This is a genomic window from Nonomuraea sp. NPDC049646 (genome assembly GCF_044465525.1).
Taxonomy (GTDB): Bacteria; Actinomycetota; Actinomycetes; order Streptosporangiales; family Streptosporangiaceae; genus Nonomuraea.
Genome location: NZ_JBITLU010000018.1, coordinates 57,416 through 75,400, shown reverse-complemented (window position 1 = coordinate 75,400; position 17,985 = coordinate 57,416). Strand labels below are relative to the sequence as shown.

19 protein-coding genes are annotated in these 17,985 nt (G+C 73.9%); 13 read left to right on the top strand and 6 right to left on the bottom strand.

Annotated features, from left to right (window positions below; translation table 11 throughout):
* Positions 1-86 precede the first annotated feature (86 nt).
* Positions 87-590 carry a MarR family transcriptional regulator gene (locus ACIBQ8_RS40410; protein ID WP_352364113.1) on the top strand — a complete coding sequence of 168 codons (504 nt, stop codon included), beginning with the start codon at positions 87-89 and terminating at the stop codon, positions 588-590.
* 269 nt (positions 591-859) lie between these two features.
* Complete coding sequence (locus ACIBQ8_RS40405) at positions 860-1,507, top strand: DedA family protein (RefSeq protein WP_397177465.1); 648 nt, start codon at positions 860-862, stop codon at positions 1,505-1,507.
* Here ACIBQ8_RS40405 and ACIBQ8_RS40400 read toward each other — a convergent pair.
* The 4 genes from ACIBQ8_RS40400 to ACIBQ8_RS40385 form a co-directional block, all read right to left on the bottom strand.
* Positions 1,451-2,191 carry a GntR family transcriptional regulator gene (locus ACIBQ8_RS40400; protein WP_352364117.1) on the bottom strand — a complete coding sequence of 247 codons (741 nt, stop codon included), beginning with the start codon at positions 2,189-2,191 and terminating at the stop codon, positions 1,451-1,453. The two genes, ACIBQ8_RS40405 and ACIBQ8_RS40400, sit on opposite strands and share 57 nt — an antisense overlap.
* A 28-nt stretch (positions 2,192-2,219) precedes the next feature.
* Positions 2,220-2,921, bottom strand: coding sequence for an HAD family hydrolase (locus ACIBQ8_RS40395; protein ID WP_397194682.1), 702 nt, complete (start codon positions 2,919-2,921; stop codon positions 2,220-2,222).
* Positions 2,918-3,643: a hypothetical protein gene (locus ACIBQ8_RS40390; RefSeq protein WP_397194681.1), complete on the bottom strand. Its 726-nt coding sequence runs from the start codon at positions 3,641-3,643 to the stop codon at positions 2,918-2,920. The genes ACIBQ8_RS40395 and ACIBQ8_RS40390 overlap by 4 nt, the downstream gene beginning before the upstream one ends.
* A gap of 110 nt (positions 3,644-3,753) precedes the next feature.
* Positions 3,754-4,416 (bottom strand): GntR family transcriptional regulator, encoded by a 663-nt coding sequence (locus ACIBQ8_RS40385; protein ID WP_397194680.1) that lies wholly within the window; start codon positions 4,414-4,416, stop codon positions 3,754-3,756.
* Positions 4,417-4,476: 60 nt separating this feature from the next.
* Here ACIBQ8_RS40385 and ACIBQ8_RS40380 point away from each other — a divergent pair, with 60 nt between their 5' ends.
* Positions 4,477-5,664 carry a CoA transferase gene (locus tag ACIBQ8_RS40380; protein WP_358299074.1) on the top strand — a complete coding sequence of 396 codons (1,188 nt, stop codon included), beginning with the start codon at positions 4,477-4,479 and terminating at the stop codon, positions 5,662-5,664.
* A complete protein-coding gene (locus ACIBQ8_RS40375; protein ID WP_397194679.1) occupies positions 5,661-6,491 on the top strand; it encodes an HpcH/HpaI aldolase/citrate lyase family protein in 831 nt (276 codons plus the stop codon). The genes ACIBQ8_RS40380 and ACIBQ8_RS40375 overlap by 4 nt, the downstream gene beginning before the upstream one ends.
* On the opposite strand, the gene ACIBQ8_RS40370 is transcribed toward ACIBQ8_RS40375, so the two are convergent.
* Positions 6,488-7,126 (bottom strand): TetR/AcrR family transcriptional regulator, encoded by a 639-nt coding sequence (locus ACIBQ8_RS40370; protein WP_397177473.1) that lies wholly within the window; start codon positions 7,124-7,126, stop codon positions 6,488-6,490. The two genes, ACIBQ8_RS40375 and ACIBQ8_RS40370, sit on opposite strands and share 4 nt — an antisense overlap.
* 130 nt (positions 7,127-7,256) lie before the next feature.
* On the opposite strand from ACIBQ8_RS40370, the gene ACIBQ8_RS40365 reads away from it, so the two are divergent.
* The 9 genes from ACIBQ8_RS40365 (at position 7,257) to ACIBQ8_RS40325 (ending at position 16,646) form a co-directional block, all read left to right on the top strand.
* Positions 7,257-8,234 carry a sugar ABC transporter substrate-binding protein gene (locus ACIBQ8_RS40365; RefSeq protein WP_397177475.1) on the top strand — a complete coding sequence of 326 codons (978 nt, stop codon included), beginning with the start codon at positions 7,257-7,259 and terminating at the stop codon, positions 8,232-8,234.
* Between the two features lie 40 nt (positions 8,235-8,274).
* A complete protein-coding gene (locus ACIBQ8_RS40360) occupies positions 8,275-9,315 on the top strand; it encodes an ABC transporter permease (protein WP_397177477.1) in 1,041 nt (346 codons plus the stop codon).
* Positions 9,312-10,067 carry an ATP-binding cassette domain-containing protein gene (locus ACIBQ8_RS40355; protein ID WP_397194678.1) on the top strand — a complete coding sequence of 252 codons (756 nt, stop codon included), beginning with the start codon at positions 9,312-9,314 and terminating at the stop codon, positions 10,065-10,067. Before ACIBQ8_RS40360 ends, ACIBQ8_RS40355 begins: the two co-directional genes overlap by 4 nt.
* A 106-nt stretch (positions 10,068-10,173) precedes the next feature.
* Positions 10,174-11,133 (top strand): alpha/beta hydrolase, encoded by a 960-nt coding sequence (locus ACIBQ8_RS40350; RefSeq protein WP_397194677.1) that lies wholly within the window; start codon positions 10,174-10,176, stop codon positions 11,131-11,133.
* Between the two features lie 88 nt (positions 11,134-11,221).
* Positions 11,222-11,638: a nuclear transport factor 2 family protein gene (locus ACIBQ8_RS40345; protein WP_397177482.1), complete on the top strand. Its 417-nt coding sequence runs from the start codon at positions 11,222-11,224 to the stop codon at positions 11,636-11,638.
* Between the two features lie 196 nt (positions 11,639-11,834).
* A complete protein-coding gene (locus ACIBQ8_RS40340; protein WP_397194676.1) occupies positions 11,835-13,154 on the top strand; it encodes an MFS transporter in 1,320 nt (439 codons plus the stop codon).
* Positions 13,151-14,092: a hypothetical protein gene (locus ACIBQ8_RS40335; protein WP_397194675.1), complete on the top strand. Its 942-nt coding sequence runs from the start codon at positions 13,151-13,153 to the stop codon at positions 14,090-14,092. The genes ACIBQ8_RS40340 and ACIBQ8_RS40335 overlap by 4 nt, the downstream gene beginning before the upstream one ends.
* Positions 14,089-15,144, top strand: a complete 1,056-nt coding sequence (locus ACIBQ8_RS40330; protein ID WP_397194674.1) for a DUF917 domain-containing protein — start codon at positions 14,089-14,091, stop codon at positions 15,142-15,144. The genes ACIBQ8_RS40335 and ACIBQ8_RS40330 overlap by 4 nt, the downstream gene beginning before the upstream one ends.
* A complete protein-coding gene (locus ACIBQ8_RS40325; protein WP_397177488.1) occupies positions 15,141-16,646 on the top strand; it encodes a PucR family transcriptional regulator in 1,506 nt (501 codons plus the stop codon). Before ACIBQ8_RS40330 ends, ACIBQ8_RS40325 begins: the two co-directional genes overlap by 4 nt.
* A gap of 21 nt (positions 16,647-16,667) precedes the next feature.
* On the opposite strand, the gene ACIBQ8_RS40320 is transcribed toward ACIBQ8_RS40325, so the two are convergent.
* A complete protein-coding gene (locus tag ACIBQ8_RS40320) occupies positions 16,668-17,888 on the bottom strand; it encodes a right-handed parallel beta-helix repeat-containing protein (protein WP_397194673.1) in 1,221 nt (406 codons plus the stop codon).
* Positions 17,889-17,985: the final 97 nt, after the last annotated feature.

The following is a 17,985-nucleotide window of genomic DNA, read 5'->3' as shown; positions in this document are numbered from 1 at the left end:
GCCCACCCCGCACCACGCCCCGGCCCCGGGTGGAGCGCGTACGATCGGAGCCACCGGAAGATCGGCACGATGAGAGGAACGAGCACGTGGAGGACGCCGTCGCGAAGGCGTTGCGGCAATGGCGGCAGGTCCTTCCCGACGCCGACCTCGACACGATCGCCGTCATCGGCAGGCTCAACCGCTGCGCCGCGCTCCTGCAGCAGGCCGCCGACGCCCCGCTCGGGCGCGCCGGGGTGAGCCGCCCCGAGTACGACCTGCTGTGCGCCCTGCTCAGGGTCGGCGGCGAGCTTACGCCGGGCAGGCTGGCCCGCGAGACGTTCGCGTCGGGAGCGGCGGTGACCAAGCGGGTCAGGCGGCTGGAGGAGATCGGCCTGGTCGCCCGGCGGGTGGACGAGCGGGACCGGCGCGTCGCCCACCTCTCGCTGACCGGGCGCGGCAGGGAGCTGATCCTGCGCCTGCTGCCCGAGCAGCTCGACTACGAGACCGAGCTGCTGGAAGGGCTTCCCCGCGACCGCGAACGCCAGCTCGCCGACCTGCTGGCCGAACTGCTGCTCGTCCTGGAGGGCCGCCTCGGCGGCCTGCTCGGCTGAACCCCGCCGCCCCCGCCCGCCCACCGCCGCACGGCAAGCCCCGCCAACGGCGGCCCGCCCGCGCGGCCCCGCCCGCGCGGCCCCGCCCGCGCGGCCCCGCCCGCGCGGCCCCGAGCGTGTGGGGCCCGAGCATGTGGGGCCCGAGCGTGTGGGCCCATAGTGCGTGGGCTGCGAGTGCGGTCGGGCGGGAGGTTCGGGTGTGCGGCTCGGGTGTGAGGTTTGGGTGGCGTACGGATGGAGGAGGCGGGGAGCGGGGTTAGGGTGGCCGCGTGCATATCGACGAATGGCTGCAAGCGATCCCCGCCGCCTGGTTGTGCGCGATGGTCGCGCTCGTGATCGGCCTGGAGAGCCTCGGCATCCCGCTGCCCGGCGAGATCGTGCTGGTCAGCGCCGCCATTCTGTCCGCCAAGGGCGTGGTCAGCCCGGTCGCCGTCGGCGTGTGCGCGAGCGCGGGGGCGATCGTGGGCGACTCGGCCGGCTACGCCATCGGGCGCAAGGGCGGCCGCCGGCTGTTCGACCGGCTGGGCCGCCGCTTCCCCCGTCACTTCGGCCCCCGCCACGTCGCCAAGGCCGAGAACTACTTCCACCGGTACGGCGTCTGGGCCGTGTTCGTCGGCCGCTTCATCGCGCTGCTGCGCATCCTGGCCGGGCCGCTGGCGGGGGCGCTGCGCATGCCGTACTGGCGGTTCGCCGTGGCGAACGTGCTGGGCGGCATCGTGTGGGCGGGCGGCACCACCGCGGTGATCTACTATCTCGGCATGGTGGCCGAGAAGTGGCTGAAGGGCTTCTCCTGGGTCGGGCTCGGGGTGGCGGTGCTGTTCGGCATCGGCACCACGCTCTACCTCAAGCGCCGCGCGGCCTCAGCGCTCGATGAGGGTGACCTCGAGGGAGTAGTGCGAGGCCCGATAGACGTGTGAGCCGTGCTCGACGGCCCGTCCCTGGTCGTCGTACGTCGTCCTGATCATGGTGAGCAGCGGCGCGCCGCGGCGCTCGTCGAGCAGCTTGGCCTCGACCTGGCCGGCGGCGCGGGCCCCGATGCGCTGGTTGGCCACCCGCATGCGCACGCCCGCGCCGCGCAGCAGCTCGTACAGGCCGCGGCCCTCCAGGTCGGCGGCCGAGAGCGGGGCAAGGCCCAGCGGCAGCCAGTTGTGCAGCACGGCGAGCGGCTCGCCGGCGGCGAAGCGCAGGCGTTCGAGGTAGAGGATCTCGGTGCCGGGCTCGACGCCCAGGATGGCCGCCTTGTCCTCCTCGACCGGGCGCGGCTCCAGCGCGAGCACCTGCGTGGCCGGCTCCTGGCCCGAGCGGCGCAGGTCGTCGTAGAGGCTGGTCAGCTCGACCGAGCGCTTGACCTGGCCGTGCACCACCTGCGTGCCGACGCCGCGCTTGCGCACCAGCAGGCCCTTGTCCACGAGGTATTGGATCGCCTGGCGGATCGTCGGCCTGGACAGGCCGAGCTTGTCGGCGAGCAGGATCTCGTTGTCCAGCCGGGAGCCGGGCGCCAGGTCGCCGCGCCGGATCGCCTCGGCGATCTGCTCGGCCACCTGGAAGTAGAGCGGCACAGGGCTGGATCGGTCCAGGTCGATGGCCAGGTTCGGGGTCATGCTGATCAGCCTAACCGAGGTCAGAATGTCAAGACAAATAGCGTGTGGCGAGCAGTGCGGGCAGCCCGGCGAGCGAGGTGAGGCGGGGGAACCCGGGCGGCGCCGCCTCGACGCCCAGCCGGTCGATCCACACCGAGGGCATGCCGGCCGCCGCCGGGCCGCGTACGTCGTTGTCGAGGTCGTCGCCCACGAGCAGCACCTGTCCGGGCGGCAGGCCGAGGGCGCGCGCGGCGGCGGCGTAGCAGGCGGCGGACGGCTTGAAGTGCCCGCCCAGGCACTCGCCGGTCAGCACCGGGCCCACGTCGAGGCCGAGCGCCCGGATCTTCGCCTCCTGCACGTCCTGTGAGCCGTTGGTCAGGACGCCCAGCGTGTAGCCGCGCAGTTCGGCCAGCGCCGGGACCACGTCGGGGTAGGCGGCCCAGCCGCGCCGGTAGTGGTCGCCGTAGCTCGCGAAGGCGGCCTCCAGGTCGGCGGGCGCCTCGACGGACAGCTCCCGGCACAGGGCGCGCACCCGGCGGCAGCGCTGCTCCTGCCAGGAGCACTCGCCGGCCTGCCAGGCGGCCAGGTGGGGGATCTCCAGCGCCGCCCACAGCGCGGCCACCTCGGGCAGGCGGGGATGGCCGGGGGCCAGCTCCGACGCCCACGCGGTGATCGCGGCGTCGGCCGCGCCGCGATGGTCGAGCAGAGTGCCGTCGAGGTCGAACAGGATGCCCTTGATGGTGCCGCTCACCCGGCGAGCATATCGGCGGTCACCCGGGCCGCCGTCTCGCGCGGCGGGTAGCCCAGGGTGAGGCCGCGCACCGAACGCGGCGCGGCGGCGAAGCGCGCCTCGGCGTCCTCGCCCAGCACGTAGGCCAGGGCGGGGGACAGGCCGCGATGCGACTCCAGCGCCGCCACCTCGGCCGCGGCCCGCCCGGGGGGCAGGGCCTCGTGGTAGTCGGCGATCAGGGAGTCGAGGTCGAAGAGCCGCTCGTAGGGCTCGGTGGTGCCGGCCACGACCCGGACGGCCGCGCCTTCGGCGCGCGCCCGGTAGACCAGGCCGGTGCCGCCGCTCTTGGCGAACCAGCGCAGCGCCTCCTCGGCGGGCAGGATGAAGGTGCCGTACGGCTTGCGCCCGTACAGCAGGGCCTCGGCGATCCAGCGGTCGCACCAGTGTTCGTCGCGGTACGGCGTCGGCGACCCCGGGTCGCAGCTCAGGCCCTGGGCCAGCACCGGGTTCCAGGCCGAGACCAGCGGGCTGCTGAAGCGCGGCATGCGGGGGCCCAGGCAGCGGCTCAGCGCGTAGCCGTACCAGACGGTGACGACCTCGGTGCGCCGCTTGGGACGCCTGCGCTCGTAGGCGCCGTTCATCACCTGGCCGTCGGGGTGGCGCCAGGGGCCGGGTTCGGTGGCCTGGTCTGTGGGGACCCGGGGGGTGCGGTAGTCGGGATTGAGCGTCCACGCGTCCGCCACAGTGTCGGCTCCTTCGGCGTCGGGGTCGCGGCAAGACCATCAGAGTGACTCATCGTGCAACACCCGTCACGGTGAATCAATGAACCGGGAGTGAACGATGATGTTTGTCATCAGTGGTGCCTGCGGTACTCGCCTGCCTGCCGGATATGGTCGATCATGACGCGTTCCGCTGCGTCGGCGTCGCCCGCCTCCAGGGCGGCCAGCAGCCGCGCGTGCGCCTGGAGCTGCCGCCCGACCTGCTCGGGGTCGAGCCACAGCGACGCCTCGGCGGGCACCGGGACGCCGTTGCGCACCGACCTGGCGTGGGCGCCGAGGAGGGCCGGGCCGCCGACGTCGACGATGCGCAGGTGGAAGCGGCTGCTCTGCTCGGCCAGCCGGTCGTGCCTGCCCTGCTCGGCGTCGGCGGCCATCTCGCGGTGCAGGTCGCGCAGCCCGGCCAGGTCGCCGGGGGTGATCCGGGCGGCGGCCAGCCGCGCCCCTAGGCCCTCGACGACCGCGCGCAGCCCGTAGTACTCGGCCAGGGCGTCGTCGCCGAGGTCGATGACGGTCGCGCCGTGGTGGGCCTCGTAGCTGATCAGCCGGTCCTTCTCCAGCCGGCGCAGCGCCTCGCGCACGGGGGTGACCGAGACGCCGAGCCGCCGGGCGACGGCCCCGGCGCGCAGGGCGGTGCCGCCGGGGATGCGGCCGCCGCGGATCTCGTCCAGCAGCACGGTGTAGACGTACTCGGCCTTGCTCATGGGGGGCGCGGGCGGCGTCGGGTCGCTGGCTGTCATGTCTCCAGTCTCTCGCACGGCCGGTCGCGGCTATTACTTATTTCTTATAACTTACAAACTATGACAAGTCTGGCCGACCTGCGGGTCATCGACGCGGCGACGCTGTTCGCCGGTCCCTCCGCCGCGATGATGCTCGGCGACTTCGGCGCCGACGTGATCAAGATCGAGCATCCCCGCCGCGGTGACCCCTCGCGCGGCCACGGCGCCTCGGTGGACGGCGTCGGCCTGTGGTGGAAGTCGCTGTCCCGCAACAAGCGCACCGCCGCCGTCGACCTCTCCCGCGCCGAGGGCCAGGAGATCCTGCGCCGCCTGGCCGAGCGCTCCGACGTGCTGATCGAGAACTTCCGTCCCGGCACCCTGGAACGCTGGAACCTGGCCCCCGAGGACCTGCTCAAGGCCAACCCGCGGCTGATCGTGGCCCGGATGACCGGGTTCGGGCAGATCGGCCCGATGGCCGGGCAGCCGGGGTTCGGGACGCTGGCCGAGGCCATGAGCGGGTTCGCGGCCATGACCGGCGAGCCGGACGGCCCCCCGACCCTGCCGCCGCTGGCCCTGGCCGACGGCATCGCGGGCCTGGCCATGTCGTACGCGATCATGGTGGCCCTGCACGCCCGCGCGGCGACCGGCCGCGGGCAGGTGATCGACCTGGCCATCATCGAGCCGATCCTGGGCCTGCTCGGGCCGCAGATGACCGCGTACAAGGCGCTCGGGGTGGTGCCGCGGCGCACCGGCAACCGCTCCAGCAGCAACGCCCCGCGCAACACCTACCGCACCCGCGACGGCCGCTGGGTGGCGATCTCCACCAGCGCCCAGCCCATCGCCGAGCGGGTCGTCACCCTCGTCGGACGGCCCGACCTGGTCGAGCAGCCGTGGTTCGCCAGCGGTCACGGCCGCGTCCAGCACGTGGACGAGCTGGACGAGGCGGTCGCCACCTGGATCGCCGCCCGCGACGCCGACGAGGTGATCGCCCGCTTCGAGGAGGCCCAGGCCGCCGTCGCCCCCATCTACGACGTCACCGACCTGGCCACCGACCCGCAGTACGCCGCGCTCGGCACGTTCGTCGAGCTGCCGGACGCCGAGCTGGGCACGGTCACCCTGCAGAACGTGCTGTTCCGCCTGTCGGAGACGCCCGGCGAGATCCGCTGGCCCGGACGCCCGCTCGGCCACGACACCGACGAGGTGCTCGGCGAGCTGGACTACCCGGCCGAGACCGTCGCGGCCCTGCGCGAGGCCGGGGTGATCGCGTGAACGCCCCCGTCACCTGGCTGTACGTGCCCGGCGACCGTCCCGAGCGCTTCGCCAAGGCCGCCGCCTCGGGCGCCGACGTCGTCATCATCGACCTGGAGGACGCGGTCGCGCCCGCCGCCAAGGACGCCGCCCGCGCCCACGCCGTCGCCTACCTGCGCGGGCCCAGGCAGGGCGGGCCGCGGATCCACGTCCGGGTGAACGACGTGACGACCCCGCGCGGCCTGGACGACCTGGCGGCCGTGGGCGAGCTGGCCGACGCCGTACGGCTGCCCAAGGTCGAGTCGGCCGCCGCGCTGGACGCCCTGCCCGGCACGGCCCCCCTGTACGCGCTGCTGGAGTCGGCGGCCGGGATCCTCGGGGCCGGCGCCGTGGCCGCGCACCCGCGGGTGGCCGGCGTGGCGCTGGGCGAGCAGGACCTGGCCGCCGAGCTGTCCCTCACCGACGAGAGCGCCATGAACCAGCTCAGGCTGCAGGTCGTGCTGGCCGCCGCGGCCGCGGGCCTGCCGCCGGTGCCCATGTCGGTCTACCCCGACGTCAAGGACGAGGACGGGCTCCTCGCCTCCTGCCGGGCCGGCCGCGCGCTGGGCCTGTTCGGCCGGACCGCCATCCACCCCGCGCAGCTCCCGGCCATCCGGCGGGCCTTCCGCCCGACCGAGGAGGAGACGGCCAGGGCCGCCGAGATCGTCGAGGCGGCCGAGCGGGCGGGCGCGGGAGCGGTGGCCCTGCCCGACGGCCGCTTCGTGGACGCCCCGGTCCTGGCCCGGGCCCGCCGCGTGCTGGACCTGGCCCGCCGGCTCGCCCCCGCCGACCGGCCCGGACCCGGTTAACGCGACGGGTACCAGCGAACCTGCAGCTCCTCGTCGTCGGGGGCCGGGCCGGGCAGGTCGCGGTGGGCGGGCGGCACCCGCAGCGAGTCCATCATCAGCGTCAGGTAGCGGTGGCGGAGCCGGCCGGTGCGCTCCTCGTCACCGAGCTTGATCGAGGCGATCTGCTCGAACAGCAGCGCGATGTCGGCCACCGTGACGTCGGCCCGCAGCACGCCCGCCTCGACCGCCCGGCGGTGCAGCCGGGTGGCCAGGTCGCCGGCGCGGACGGCGTCGTGGTAGAGCTCCTCCGTCGGCTGGAAGGTGCCGGCCAGCTTGATCGTCAGGGAGCTGGTGTCGGCGTCGACGATGCCGCGCAGGTAGGAGGCGAACGCCTCCCAGGGGTCGCCCTCGTCGTCCATCGCGCGCTGGGCCACGTCGGCGTAGAGCTTCAGGCCGTCGCCGCACAGCTTCTGCAGCAACGCCTCCTTGCTGGGGTAGCGCCGGTAGAGCGCGCTGATCCCGACGCCCGCCTTCTCGGCCACGGCCGCGATGGGGGCGCCCGGATCGGCGGTGAAGACCGCCCTGGCCGCCTGGAGGATCAACTCGTCGTTGCGGGCGGCCTGAGCCTTGCGGCCGCTCATGGGTGCGCTGGTCATGCCTCCAGCATACGGGAACGAAAGATTCCGTTCTACTATTAGCGAAGATCGAAGCGCTGGTCCGTATGTCTATACAAAGAGATCGCAGTGCGGTAGAACCAGGCTAGCCCGTTGGTCTTGGAGGTATTCGATGAGACGTACCCCGATCGTGCTGGCGCTGGCCGGCGTACTGGCCCTGACCGGCTGTTCCTCCTCCGCCGAGCCGGCCGCGCAGAGCGCCGCGCCAGGCTCGGCCGCCGCCCCGGCGGCCGGCGGCAGCTTCGCCGTCATCACCCACGGCGGCGCCGGGGACGCCTTCTGGGACGTGGTCAAGAACGGCGCCGAGGCCGCCGGCAAGCAGTACGGCGTCAAGGTCACCTACCAGGGCGACGGCGACCCGGCCAAGCAGTCGCAGCTCATCGACCAGGCCGTCGCGGAGAAGGTGGACGGCCTCGTCGTCTCCATGGCCAACCCCGACGCGCTCAAGGAGGCCGTCGGCAAGGCCGTCGCGGCCAGGATCCCGGTCGTCACCATCAACTCCGGGGCCGACTCCTCCAAGGCGTTCGGCGCCCTCACCCACGTCGGCCAGTCCGAGGACGTGGCCGGGCGCGGCGCCGGCGAGCAGCTCAAGGCCGCGGGCGTCACCAAGCTGCTGTGCGTCGTGCACGAGGCCGGCAACGTCGGCCTCGACCAGCGCTGCAAGGGCGCCGAGCAGACCCTCGGCGGCACGGTCGAGCGCCTGCAGGTGGACGTCGCCAACCTGGCCGACGTCACCTCCAAGGTCACCGCCAAGCTGCAGTCGGACAAGCAGCTCAACGGCGTGCTCGCGCTCAACCCGGCGGTCGCCGTGGCGGCCAGGGACGCGATCAAGGACTCCGGCTCGCAGGCCAGGCTCGCCACCTTCGACCTGTCGGGCGACGTGGTCGCCGCGATCAAGGACGGCGAGATCCTGTTCGCCGTCGACCAGCAGCAGTACCTCCAGGGCTACCTGCCGATCGCGTTCCTGAAGCTGTACAAGGACAACCTCAACACCGTCGGCGGCGGGCTGCCGGTCAACACCGGGCCCGGGTTCGTCACCAAGGACAACGCCGAGCAGGTGGCCAAGCTGGCCGAGGCGGGCACCCGATGAGCGGCCGCCCGGGCGAGCGCGGGGACGGGGAGGGCCGCCGATGACGGCCGCACCCGCGCGGGCCGACGAGCGGGTCGCCCGGGTCGGCCTGGCCCGCCGCCTGATCGTCCGGCCCGAGCTCGGCGCCGTGGTGGGGCTGGTCGCGGTGTTCGCGTTCTTCGCCGCGCAGTCGGAGGTGTTCCGCTCGCCGGCCGGGATCGCCAACTGGCTCGACCCGGCCGCCACGCTCGGGATCATGGCGGTCGCGGTGGCGCTGCTCATGATCGGCGGCGAGTTCGACCTGTCGGCCGGCGTGCTGACCGGCACCAGCGGGCTGATCCTGGTCACGCTGGCCACCCGCTACGGGTTCGGCGTGTGGCCGGCGATGCTGGCCGGGCTGGTCGTGGCCCTGGCCGTGGGGTTCGCCAACGGCCTGGTGGTGACCCGGACGAAGCTGCCCAGCTTCATCGTCACGCTGGGCACGTTCCTCATGCTGCAGGGCGTCAACCTCGGCGTCACCAAGGCCATCACCGGGACCGTGCAGGTCGGCGGGCTGCGCCGGGCGGCCGGGTTCGACGGCGCGAGCGCGCTGTTCGCGGGCACGATCCAGATCGGCGGCACGTCGTTCCGGGTGGCGATCCTGTGGTGGATCGCGATCACCGCGCTGGCCACGTGGGTGCTCATGCGCTCCAGGCCGGGCAACTGGATCTTCGCCGTGGGCGGCGACGAGCAGGCCGCGCGGGCGGTCGGGGTGCCGGCGGCCCGGACGAAGATCGCGCTGTTCATGACCACGGCGGTGGCCGCCTGGCTGGTCGGCTCGATCCTGGCGCTGCGCTACACCTCCGTCCAGGCCAACATCGGCATCGGGCAGGAGTTCATCTACATCATCGCGGCCGTCATCGGCGGCTGCCTGCTGACCGGCGGGTACGGCTCCGCCGTCGGCGCCTCCATCGGCGCGGTGATCTTCGGCATGGCCGACAAGGGCATCGTGTTCCTGGGCTGGGACGCCGACTGGTTCAAGTTCTTCCTCGGAGCCATGCTGCTGCTCGCCACGCTGGCCAACCGGATGGTCCGGCGCTACGCCGAGGAGGTGCGGCATTGATCCTGCAGACCCGCGACATCGGCAAGACGTTCGGCTCGGTGCTGGCCCTGCGCGGGGTGTCGATGGGGGTGGAGGCCGGCTCGGTCACCTGCGTGCTCGGAGACAACGGCGCCGGCAAGTCCACGCTCATCAAGATCCTGGCCGGGGTGCACCAGCACGACACGGGGACGTACCTGGTGGACGGGGCCGAGGTGTGCTTCTCCAGCCCGCGCGAGGCGCTCGACCGCGGCATCGCCACCGTCTACCAGGACCTGGCGATGATCCCGCTCATGTCGGTCTGGCGGAACTTCTTCCTCGGCTCAGAGCCCCGCAAGGGACTCGCCTTCGACGTGGCCGGGGCCCGCCGGGTGGCGGCCGAGGAGCTGCGCGCCATGGGCATCGACATCCGGGACGTCGACCAGCCCGTCGGCACGCTGTCGGGCGGCGAGCGGCAGTCGGTCGCCATCGCCAGGGCCGTGCACTTCGGCGCGCGGGTCCTCATCCTGGACGAGCCCACCTCGGCGCTGGGCGTCAGGCAGGCGGGCGTGGTGCTGCGCTACATCGCCCGCGCCCGCGACCGGGGGCTCGGCGTGGTGTTCATCACCCACAACCCGCACCACGCCTACCCGGTCGGCGACCGGTTCCTGCTGCTCAACCGCGGTACCGGCATGGGCGAGTACGCCAAGTCCGACATCGCCAAGGACGAGCTGACCGCGCTGATGGCCGGCGGCGCGGAACTGGCGGAGCTGGACCACGAGCTCCGGCGCGAATGAGCCGCTTGATCGGAATTTGGCGAAACCGGGCGATCGGATCGAGGTAGGTCAAGGCAGGAACCGGGGTGGACCACACTGACGACCGGGGGCGGCCACCGTGACGACGATGATCAGCAAGCAGATCGTGCTGGAGAAGGCGGCGCAGGAGTTCGCCGACGCCAACGCCAAGCGGCCCTTCATCTACGAACTGCCGCCCGAGCAGGGCCGCGAGGTGCTGGAGAAGCTGCAGTCCGATGCGAGCGTGCCCAAGCCGGAGATCGACGAGGAGTGGATCCAGGTCCAGGGCGGCCCGACGGGCATCGTGCCGGTGCGCATCGTCAAGCCCAAGGGGGCCACGGGCACGCTGCCGGTCATCTTCTACATCCACGGCGCGGGCTGGGTGTTCGGCTCGGCGCACACCCACGACCGGCTCGTGCGCGAGCTGGCCGTGCGGACCGGCGCCGCCGTCGTCTTCCCCGAGTACGACCGCGCGCCCGAGGCGAAGTACCCCACGCAGATCGAGCAGAACTACGCCGCCGCCCAGTGGGTGGCCGAGCACGGCGCGGAGAAGGGCCTGGACCCCTCCCGCATGGTCGTGGCCGGGGACTCGGTGGGCGGCAACATGTCGATCGTGCTCACGCTCATGGCCAAGGAGCGCGGCGACGTGCGGCTGCTCGGCCAGGTGCTGTTCTACCCCGTCACGGACGCCAACTTCGACACCGAGTCCTACAAGCAGTTCGCCACGGGCTACTACCTCAACCGGGACGGCATGAAGTGGTTCTGGGACCAGTACACGACAGATCCGGCGCAGCGCGCGGAGAGCCACGCCTCGCCGCTGCGCGCGAGCGACCAGGAGCTGCGCGGCCTGCCGCCGGCCCTGGTGCTGAACGGCCAGGCCGACGTCCTGCGGGACGAGGGCGAGGCGTACGCGGCCCGGCTGCGGGAGGCCGGCAACGACGTCACGGCGGTCGAGCTGGCGGGGATGGTGCACGACTTCGCCATGGTGGACCTGCTGCGCGACACCAACGCCAACAAGGCCGCCATGAGCCTGGCGGTCGCCAAGCTCCGCGAGTGGCTGAATCCCTGATCTACAACGTAAAGACGCCTGCGTTCCACGCTGCCCATACGGTGAGAAAGAACCATATTTCTCCACCAAGACAAAGGAGTACGGAAGCGTGGCACGCGACGCTGTCTGGGCCGTTATTACCGGCATGTACGACGCCTACGCGCGAGGTGACAGGCAGGGCATCGACCGGCTCCTCCACCCGGAGGCCACGATCTGGGACTCCGCCGAGCCGGGCCTGATCACCAGCAGGCGGCAGCTCGACCGAGTGCGCGACGCGCGCCCGTCGGACGGCCCGGCGGAGACCTCCGTCCGGGCCATCGACGAGATCGTGGACGTCTGGGGCGACACCGCCCTGGCCCGGTACCTGCTGCAGGTGGACTTCGAGCGCGGCGACCCCGAACTCGTCCGGACGACGAGCGTGCTGCGCCTGGTGGACGGCGAGTGGAAGATCGTCCACGTGCACGAGAACACGCTCAGCTCGTGCACCAGGACACACACCGACGACGTGCGCGAGGACACGCCCTGACGGCGTGACCGGAGGCAGGCCCGCCGCCTGAGGGACCGGCGGCGACCCGGCGGCGACCCGGCGGTGACCCGGCAGTGACCCGGCAGTGCGCCGCGCACAGCCGGGCCCGCCCCGGCCGGGCGTCGCGCACACCGACGCGGAAGGGGGACGGCCCTATGGTGCGGCAATACTTCGCGCCCCCCTCCGAGGAGCTTGCATGACCGCCACCGACGCACCGACGCTCCCCATCGGGGCGGCGTTCGACCGGATGCCGTTCTCCCGCCGGCACGTGCTCATCGCGCTCGCCCTGTTCATCGCCTTCGTCATCGAGTCCTGGGAGCAGCTCGCCCTGGTCTACGTCTCCGGCGACCTCGGGCCGGCGTTCGGCATCGACGAGGCCGGGATCGGCGTCGTGCTGTCGGCGGTGGCGTTCGGCATGATCCCCGGCGTGCTGGTCTGGGGGCCGCTGGCCGACCGCGTCGGGCGCAGGCCGACCGCGTTCTGGTCGCTGCTGGCCTATGGCGTGATCGCGCTCGCCTCGGCGTTCGCGCCGAACATGGCGACCCTGGTCGCGCTGCGCGTATGCTCCGGGCTCGCGCTGGCCGGGGTCTACACGATCACCTTCCCGCTCTTCCTGGAACTGCTGCCGACCAGGCACCGGGGCCGGGCGGCGGTCTACCTGTCGATCGGCTGGCCCATCGGCATGCTGGCGGCCATCGCCGCCTCGGTGACGCTCGGCGGGCTCGGCTGGCACGTCGTGGTCATCGCCAGCGCCGCGGCCGGGCTGTGGGCGTTCGCGATCAGGGCGTGGGTGCCCGAGTCGCCGTACTGGCTGGCCGCCCGCGGGCGGCAGGAGGAGGCGCGGGCCGTGCTGCGCGTCCTGGGCAGCCCCGACGCCGAGGCCACGTTCACGGTCGCCGGAACGGTGGCGAGCCAGCGCGCCAGCCACCCCATGGACCTGTTCCGCGGCCGGCTGGCCCGGATCACCGTGCTCATGCTGCTGCTCAACTTCGTCTTCAACTGGGGCTACTGGGGGCTGCAGACCTGGCTGCCGACGCTGCTGCAGGCCAAGGGCCTGTCGCTGTCGGCCTCGCTCGGCTTCGCCGCGCTCAGCGCGCTGATGATGATCCCCGGATACGTGAGCGCGTCCCTGCTGACCGGCCGGTTCGGCCGCAAGAAGGTCTTCCTGTTCTACGTCGTCGCCGCCGTGCTGGGCGGCCTGTGGTTCGCCACCGCGAGCAGCCTGACCGGCCTGTACCTGGGCAACTTCGTCCTGTCGTTCTTCAGCCTGGGCGCGTGGGGCGTCTGGAACACCTGGAACGGCGAGTTCTACCCGACCGCGCTGCGCGGCACCGGCTACTCCTGGGCCACGGCCTCCCAGCTCGTGGCCACCACGGTCGCGCCGTCGGCCGTGGGCGCGCTGCTGGCCCACGCCACCGGCTTCACCGCGACGATGCTGGTGATCAACGCGTTCATGGTGGCCACGGCGCTGCTGGCCATGCCGCTGCCCGAGACCGAAGGGCGCGAGCTGGAGTGATCCTCGGCGTCGCGCTGGACGGGCCGTCGCCGGCGGTGGTGGCCGTCGGCGACGGCGCGCCGCCGTCGCAGGCCGTACGCGCCTGCGTGGCGGTCGACCTCGACGGGATGCCGCGCGCGCCGGTGGCCGCCATCCGCGTCGGCGGGCCGTGCCCGCCGGTGCTGCGGCCGGTGGCCGACCCGGGGGTGGCCACGATCGTGCGCGGCGGGCACAGCCTGACCGGCCGCCCGCTGGCTCCGCTGGACACCGGCGCGGTGCGCGAGTTCGCCGCCGGCTGCGGCCTGGTCGACTTCGCGGTGACCGCGACCGGCTCGCCGATGCTGGCCGACCACGAGCTGGCGGTGGCCGCGATCATCGCCGCCGAGGTGCCTGCGGCCAGGATCACGCTGTCGTACGAGTTCGGCCGCCCCGGCCTGCGGGAACGCGAGGCGCACGCGATCAGGAACGCGGCGCTGGGCCCCGAGGCGGGCCGGATCGCCGACCGGGTGGCGCGCGAGCTGCCCGGGGTGCCGGTGTTCTTCGCCCGCACCGGCAGCGGCCTGGTGTCGGCGCACTACTTCCGCAGGTACCCGCGGGCCTGCGAGCGCGGCGGGACGACCAGCCTGCGCCGCGGCCGGGCCGCCCTGGCCGCGGCGGACGTCCCGGCGCCGTTCGAGGTGATCGAGCCCGGCGGCGCGGGCGAGGACCTGCTGGCCGCGGCCTACGGGGCGGCGCTCGCCCGTCCCGAGGCCCAGGTGGAGCGGATCGTGCAGGCCCGCGGCCGGGCCGAGCTGGACCGGGCGCTGCAGGACGCCAGGGACGAGGCCCTGACCCGCGTGGTCAGCGCCGGCGCCGCGCCCGGCTTCGCCCGGATCGCCGAGACCACCGTCAACCCGCTGTCCTACCTGCCCGACGGCTTCTACCGGGTGCGCGTCACGGCAGAAGGTGCGACGCCGTGACCCGGCTCGTCGGCCCCGATGAGCTGCGCCGCTTCTCGGCGGGGTCGCGGCTGTTCGCCACGGGCGCGGGCGAGTCCTCCTACGGCCTCACCCTCGCCTGGGCGGAGTCGGTGCTCGGCGACGGCGTCGAGCTGGCCGCCGCGCACGTGCTGGACCCCGGGACGTTGTGCATGGTGGTCAGCCTGGTCGGGTCCACGACCGCGCTGGGCGAGCAGCTGCCCGCGGGCGACGAGCCGGTACGGGCGGTGCGGGCGCTGGAGCGGCGGCTGGGGGAGCGGGCCGGGGCCGTGGCGGCGCTCAACCTGGCGGCCGAGAACGCGCTGATCCCGCTGGTCGCCGCGGCGGCCCTGGGCGTGCCGCTGGTCGACGGCGACGGGACGGGCCGGGTGTTCCCGCTGGTGGAGCAGACGACGTACACGCTGGGCGGGCTGAGCGCGTCGCCGCTGGCGCTGGCCGGGGCGTCGGGGGAGCTGGTGCTGCTGGAGACCGCGGGCGGGCGGGTGGAGGAGCTGCTGCGTCCCGTCGTGCTGGCGGTGGGCGGGTGGGCGGTGGCCGCCTGCTACCCGATGGCGGCGCGGGACCTGGCCCGGGTGCTGGTGCCGGGCACGGTCAGCCTGCTGCTGGCGGCCGGGGTGCCCGGCGCGCCGCGCTCGGCGGCCGCCCCGTACGGGGTGCGCACGCTGTGCGCGGGCCGCATCCTGGCCGTCGAGGGCAGCACGGGCCACGGCGCCGACGTGGCCATGCCGTCGCTGCCCTCCAGCATCGTGGTGCAGGAGACGGGCGGCCTGCGCAGGCTCGTCCGGCTGGAGGCGCACAACGAGATCGTGCTCGCCCTCGCCGACGGGGCGCCGGTGGCGATGGCGCCGGACCAGATCTGCATGATCTCGTCCGCCGACGGCCTGGTCGTGGACGTCGACAAGGCGGCGCCCGGCATGGAGGTGGAGATCATGGTGGTCAAGGCCGCGCCGGTCTGGCACACGGACGCGGGGCTCGCGCTGGGCGGGCTGCGGGCGTTCGGGATCCCGTTCGAGCAGCGGGCGGAGTCGCCGTGAGCGGCCTGCGCGAGCCCGGCTGGGAGGCGCCGGTCACGGTGGCGGAGCTGGTCAACGCCGGCCCGCTGGCCGGGGCCAGGATGTACGGCAGCGGCGACAACCCCGTGCACCAGGTCCGCATCGTGGACGACCTGTCGGTGTTCGGCGCGGTGACGCCGCACACGGCGGTCGTGCTGATCGGCGCGGCGGCCGGCGGCGGCTGGGCGGTCGAGATGGCCATGCGCCGGGCCTGGGAGCAGGCGGCGGCCTGCGTGATCGCGCCGTCGGGCGGCCTGAGCGCCGGGTCGGGCGAGGTGCTGGCCGAACGGCTCGGCGTCACCCTGATCTTCGTGGACGAGGACCCGCTGATCGTCGCCGTCCGGGTCGCCTCGGCGGCCTCCAGGCCGGAGGCGGCCCGCACCCAGCTCGTCGCCCGCTGCGCGACCCGGCTGGCCGACGCGGGCCCCTCGGCGCGGCGGGTGCTCGGGGTGCTCAACGCCGAGCTGCCCGGCACGTCGGTGGCCTTCCTCGACCGGTACGGCCTGCACGTCGCCGGCCGCCAGAGCGCCACCCGCGCGCCGGGCGAGCACGAGCCGGCCCGGCCGCCGGGGTCCCGGTGGGCGGCCGAGGTCGAGGTGCCCGGCCAGGAGGGGCCCGCGCTCGGGACGCTGGTGGCCGCCGGCACGTCCCGCTCGCCCGGCTGGCCCGCGGTGGTGCGGACCGTGCTGGGCCTGGCGGTGGCCCCGCTGGCGGCGTGGGCGGCCCAGGAGCGCCTGCGCGCCTCGCGCGACTTCGCGCTGCAGTCGGCGCTGGCCCGGCGGCTGCTCGCGGCGGGCCGGCCGGCCCACGAACCGGCCGGCGACGGCGGCATCTGGCTGGAAGGGGCCCCGGCCGAGGCCGTGGCGCTGGGATGGGGGGTGCGCGGCACGCTGACCGCCTACCACGTCCGCCCGGTGGGGGCGCTGGCCGACGACGGGCCGCTGGTGCAGGCGCTGGTCACCGCGGCGCTCGGCCAGGTGCCGGTGCTGCGGCGCGGCGAGGGCTGGGCCGGGTGGTCGCCGGAGCCGCCCGGCGACCTGGCCGAGCACCTGCGGCGCTGCGTGCACGGCATGCCCTGGCCGTGCGCGGCCGGGGTGGGCGCGGCGGTGGAGGGGCTGGAGGCGGTGGGGGAGTCGCTGCTCGGCGCCGAGGCGGCGGCGTTCGTGGCCGGCGCGGGCACGGTGGCCCGCGCCGACCGGATGGGACCGGCCGAGCTGCTCGGCGCGCTCCCGGCGGGGGTGCTGCGCGCGCCGGCGACCGTCGTGCTCCAGCCGCTGCTGGCCGTCGACAAGGACGGCACGCTGCTGGTGACGCTGGCCGCCGTCCTGGACGAGGGCGGCGCGCTCAAGGCCGCCGAACGCCTGGGCGTGCACCGCAACACGGTCACCACCCGCCTGGACCGCATCAAGGCCGCCGGCTTCGACCTGGACGACGCCGCCACCCGCCTGGCGCTGCAGCTCGCCTGCCACGTGCTGCTGCGCTGAGCCGGGGGCGGCGTCGCCGGGTCAGGAGCCCCTGGTGAGGCGGACGCCCGCGCCGACCTTGCGCCGGGTCCCGACGCCGTCGAGGAGGTTGCCCGAGGAGGCGATCGACATCGACTCGCCCTCGCCCTTGGCCAGCAGGATGCCGGTCTCGCGCTTGGTGCCGTGGCCGACGACGGTGTTGCCGGTGATCGCGGCGTGGCCGGCGCCGTAGTTGACGGCGTCCAGCGCCAGGTAGACGAAGTCCACGCCGTCGGGGAGCGGGCCGGTCGCGGCGATCTTGCGCTCGGGCGGCGCCGAGCCGCTCTGGCGGGCCTTGCGCAGCCCGGCCAGCGCGTTCGGCGGCGGCAGGAACTTGTGCACGCGGTTGCCGGTGATGGTGGTGGCGGCCTCGCCCTGAAGGTCGCAGCGGATGCCGTAGTACGTCTGGCCCGCCGTGCTCTCGGCGCCGAAGTCCTCGATGTAGTTGTCCTGGATCGAGGTGCCGAAGCAGCGGTGGGCGTCGATGGCGTTCTTCGGGGTCGCGTACAGGTGCAGGCCGCTCATCGTCCAGCCGGCCGCGTTGTCGGTCTGGATGGCGCTGGTGCCGCTGAAGCCGATCCAGGAGCGTTGGAGCGTCCAGTCGGTGACGGAGTTGCCGGGGTCGACGACGCGGATCCCGGCCTCGGCGGCGCCTTCGATGTAGACGTCGCTGATGACGCTGTTGACCATGGTGTTGCGCAGCGTCGTGCCGTTCCTGGACGGGTTGCTGATGCGGATGCCGTCCGACGGCGTGCCGTAGATGTCCACGTCGTAGACCCGGGTGTTCCACGAGCGCAGCAGCAGGCCGACCGTGCCGGTGTTGTGGTCGCGGTTGCCGTCGATGGTCAGCCGCTCGACGCGCACGCTCTCGCCGCTGAACTCGGTGTCCTCCAGCCAGCCCTTGGAGGCCAGCACGGCGGGCAGGTTGGCGCCGTCGGCCTGCTTGAGCACCGTGCCGGCCTTGGCGTCGCCCCGGTAGGTGCGCCGGTCGGCCAGGCTGATCGTGGCGTTGATCAGGCACGGCCCCTTGATGACGATCTCGTCGCCGTCCTTGGAGGAGTCGATGGCGGCCTGGATCGCCGCGGCGTCGCCGGGGGCGTCGGAGCAGGCGGCCTCCACCCTGGCGGCCGAGGCGGGCGCGGCCGGCGTCAGCACGGCGACGCCGGCCAGGCCCGCGGCGAGCGCGGCCGAGCCCGCGAGAAGGCGCGTTCGTAACGCAGTCATGAGAGTCCCCTCGTGAAGATGGTCATGACGGGGACACAGCCTCCCCAGGCCGTCGCGTGCCCCCGCGTTGTCGATCATCTTCACAGACCGGAGAACA

Excerpts from the sequence above, each read along its gene's own strand:
- ACIBQ8_RS40400 (WP_352364117.1), bottom strand. The coding sequence starts at position 2,191 with ATGACCCCGAACCTGGCCATCGACCTGGACCGATCCAGCCCTGTGCCG.
- ACIBQ8_RS40385 (WP_397194680.1), bottom strand. The coding sequence starts at position 4,416 with ATGACAGCCAGCGACCCGACGCCGCCCGCGCCCCCCATGAGCAAGGCC.
- ACIBQ8_RS40380 (WP_358299074.1), top strand. The coding sequence starts at position 4,477 with ATGACAAGTCTGGCCGACCTGCGGGTCATCGACGCGGCGACGCTGTTC.
- ACIBQ8_RS40370 (WP_397177473.1), bottom strand. The coding sequence starts at position 7,126 with ATGACCAGCGCACCCATGAGCGGCCGCAAGGCTCAGGCCGCCCGCAAC.
- ACIBQ8_RS40365 (WP_397177475.1), top strand. The coding sequence starts at position 7,257 with ATGAGACGTACCCCGATCGTGCTGGCGCTGGCCGGCGTACTGGCCCTG.
- ACIBQ8_RS40360 (WP_397177477.1), top strand. The coding sequence starts at position 8,275 with ATGACGGCCGCACCCGCGCGGGCCGACGAGCGGGTCGCCCGGGTCGGC.
- ACIBQ8_RS40350 (WP_397194677.1), top strand. The coding sequence starts at position 10,174 with ATGATCAGCAAGCAGATCGTGCTGGAGAAGGCGGCGCAGGAGTTCGCC.
- ACIBQ8_RS40340 (WP_397194676.1), top strand. The coding sequence starts at position 11,835 with ATGACCGCCACCGACGCACCGACGCTCCCCATCGGGGCGGCGTTCGAC.
- ACIBQ8_RS40320 (WP_397194673.1), bottom strand. The coding sequence starts at position 17,888 with ATGACTGCGTTACGAACGCGCCTTCTCGCGGGCTCGGCCGCGCTCGCC.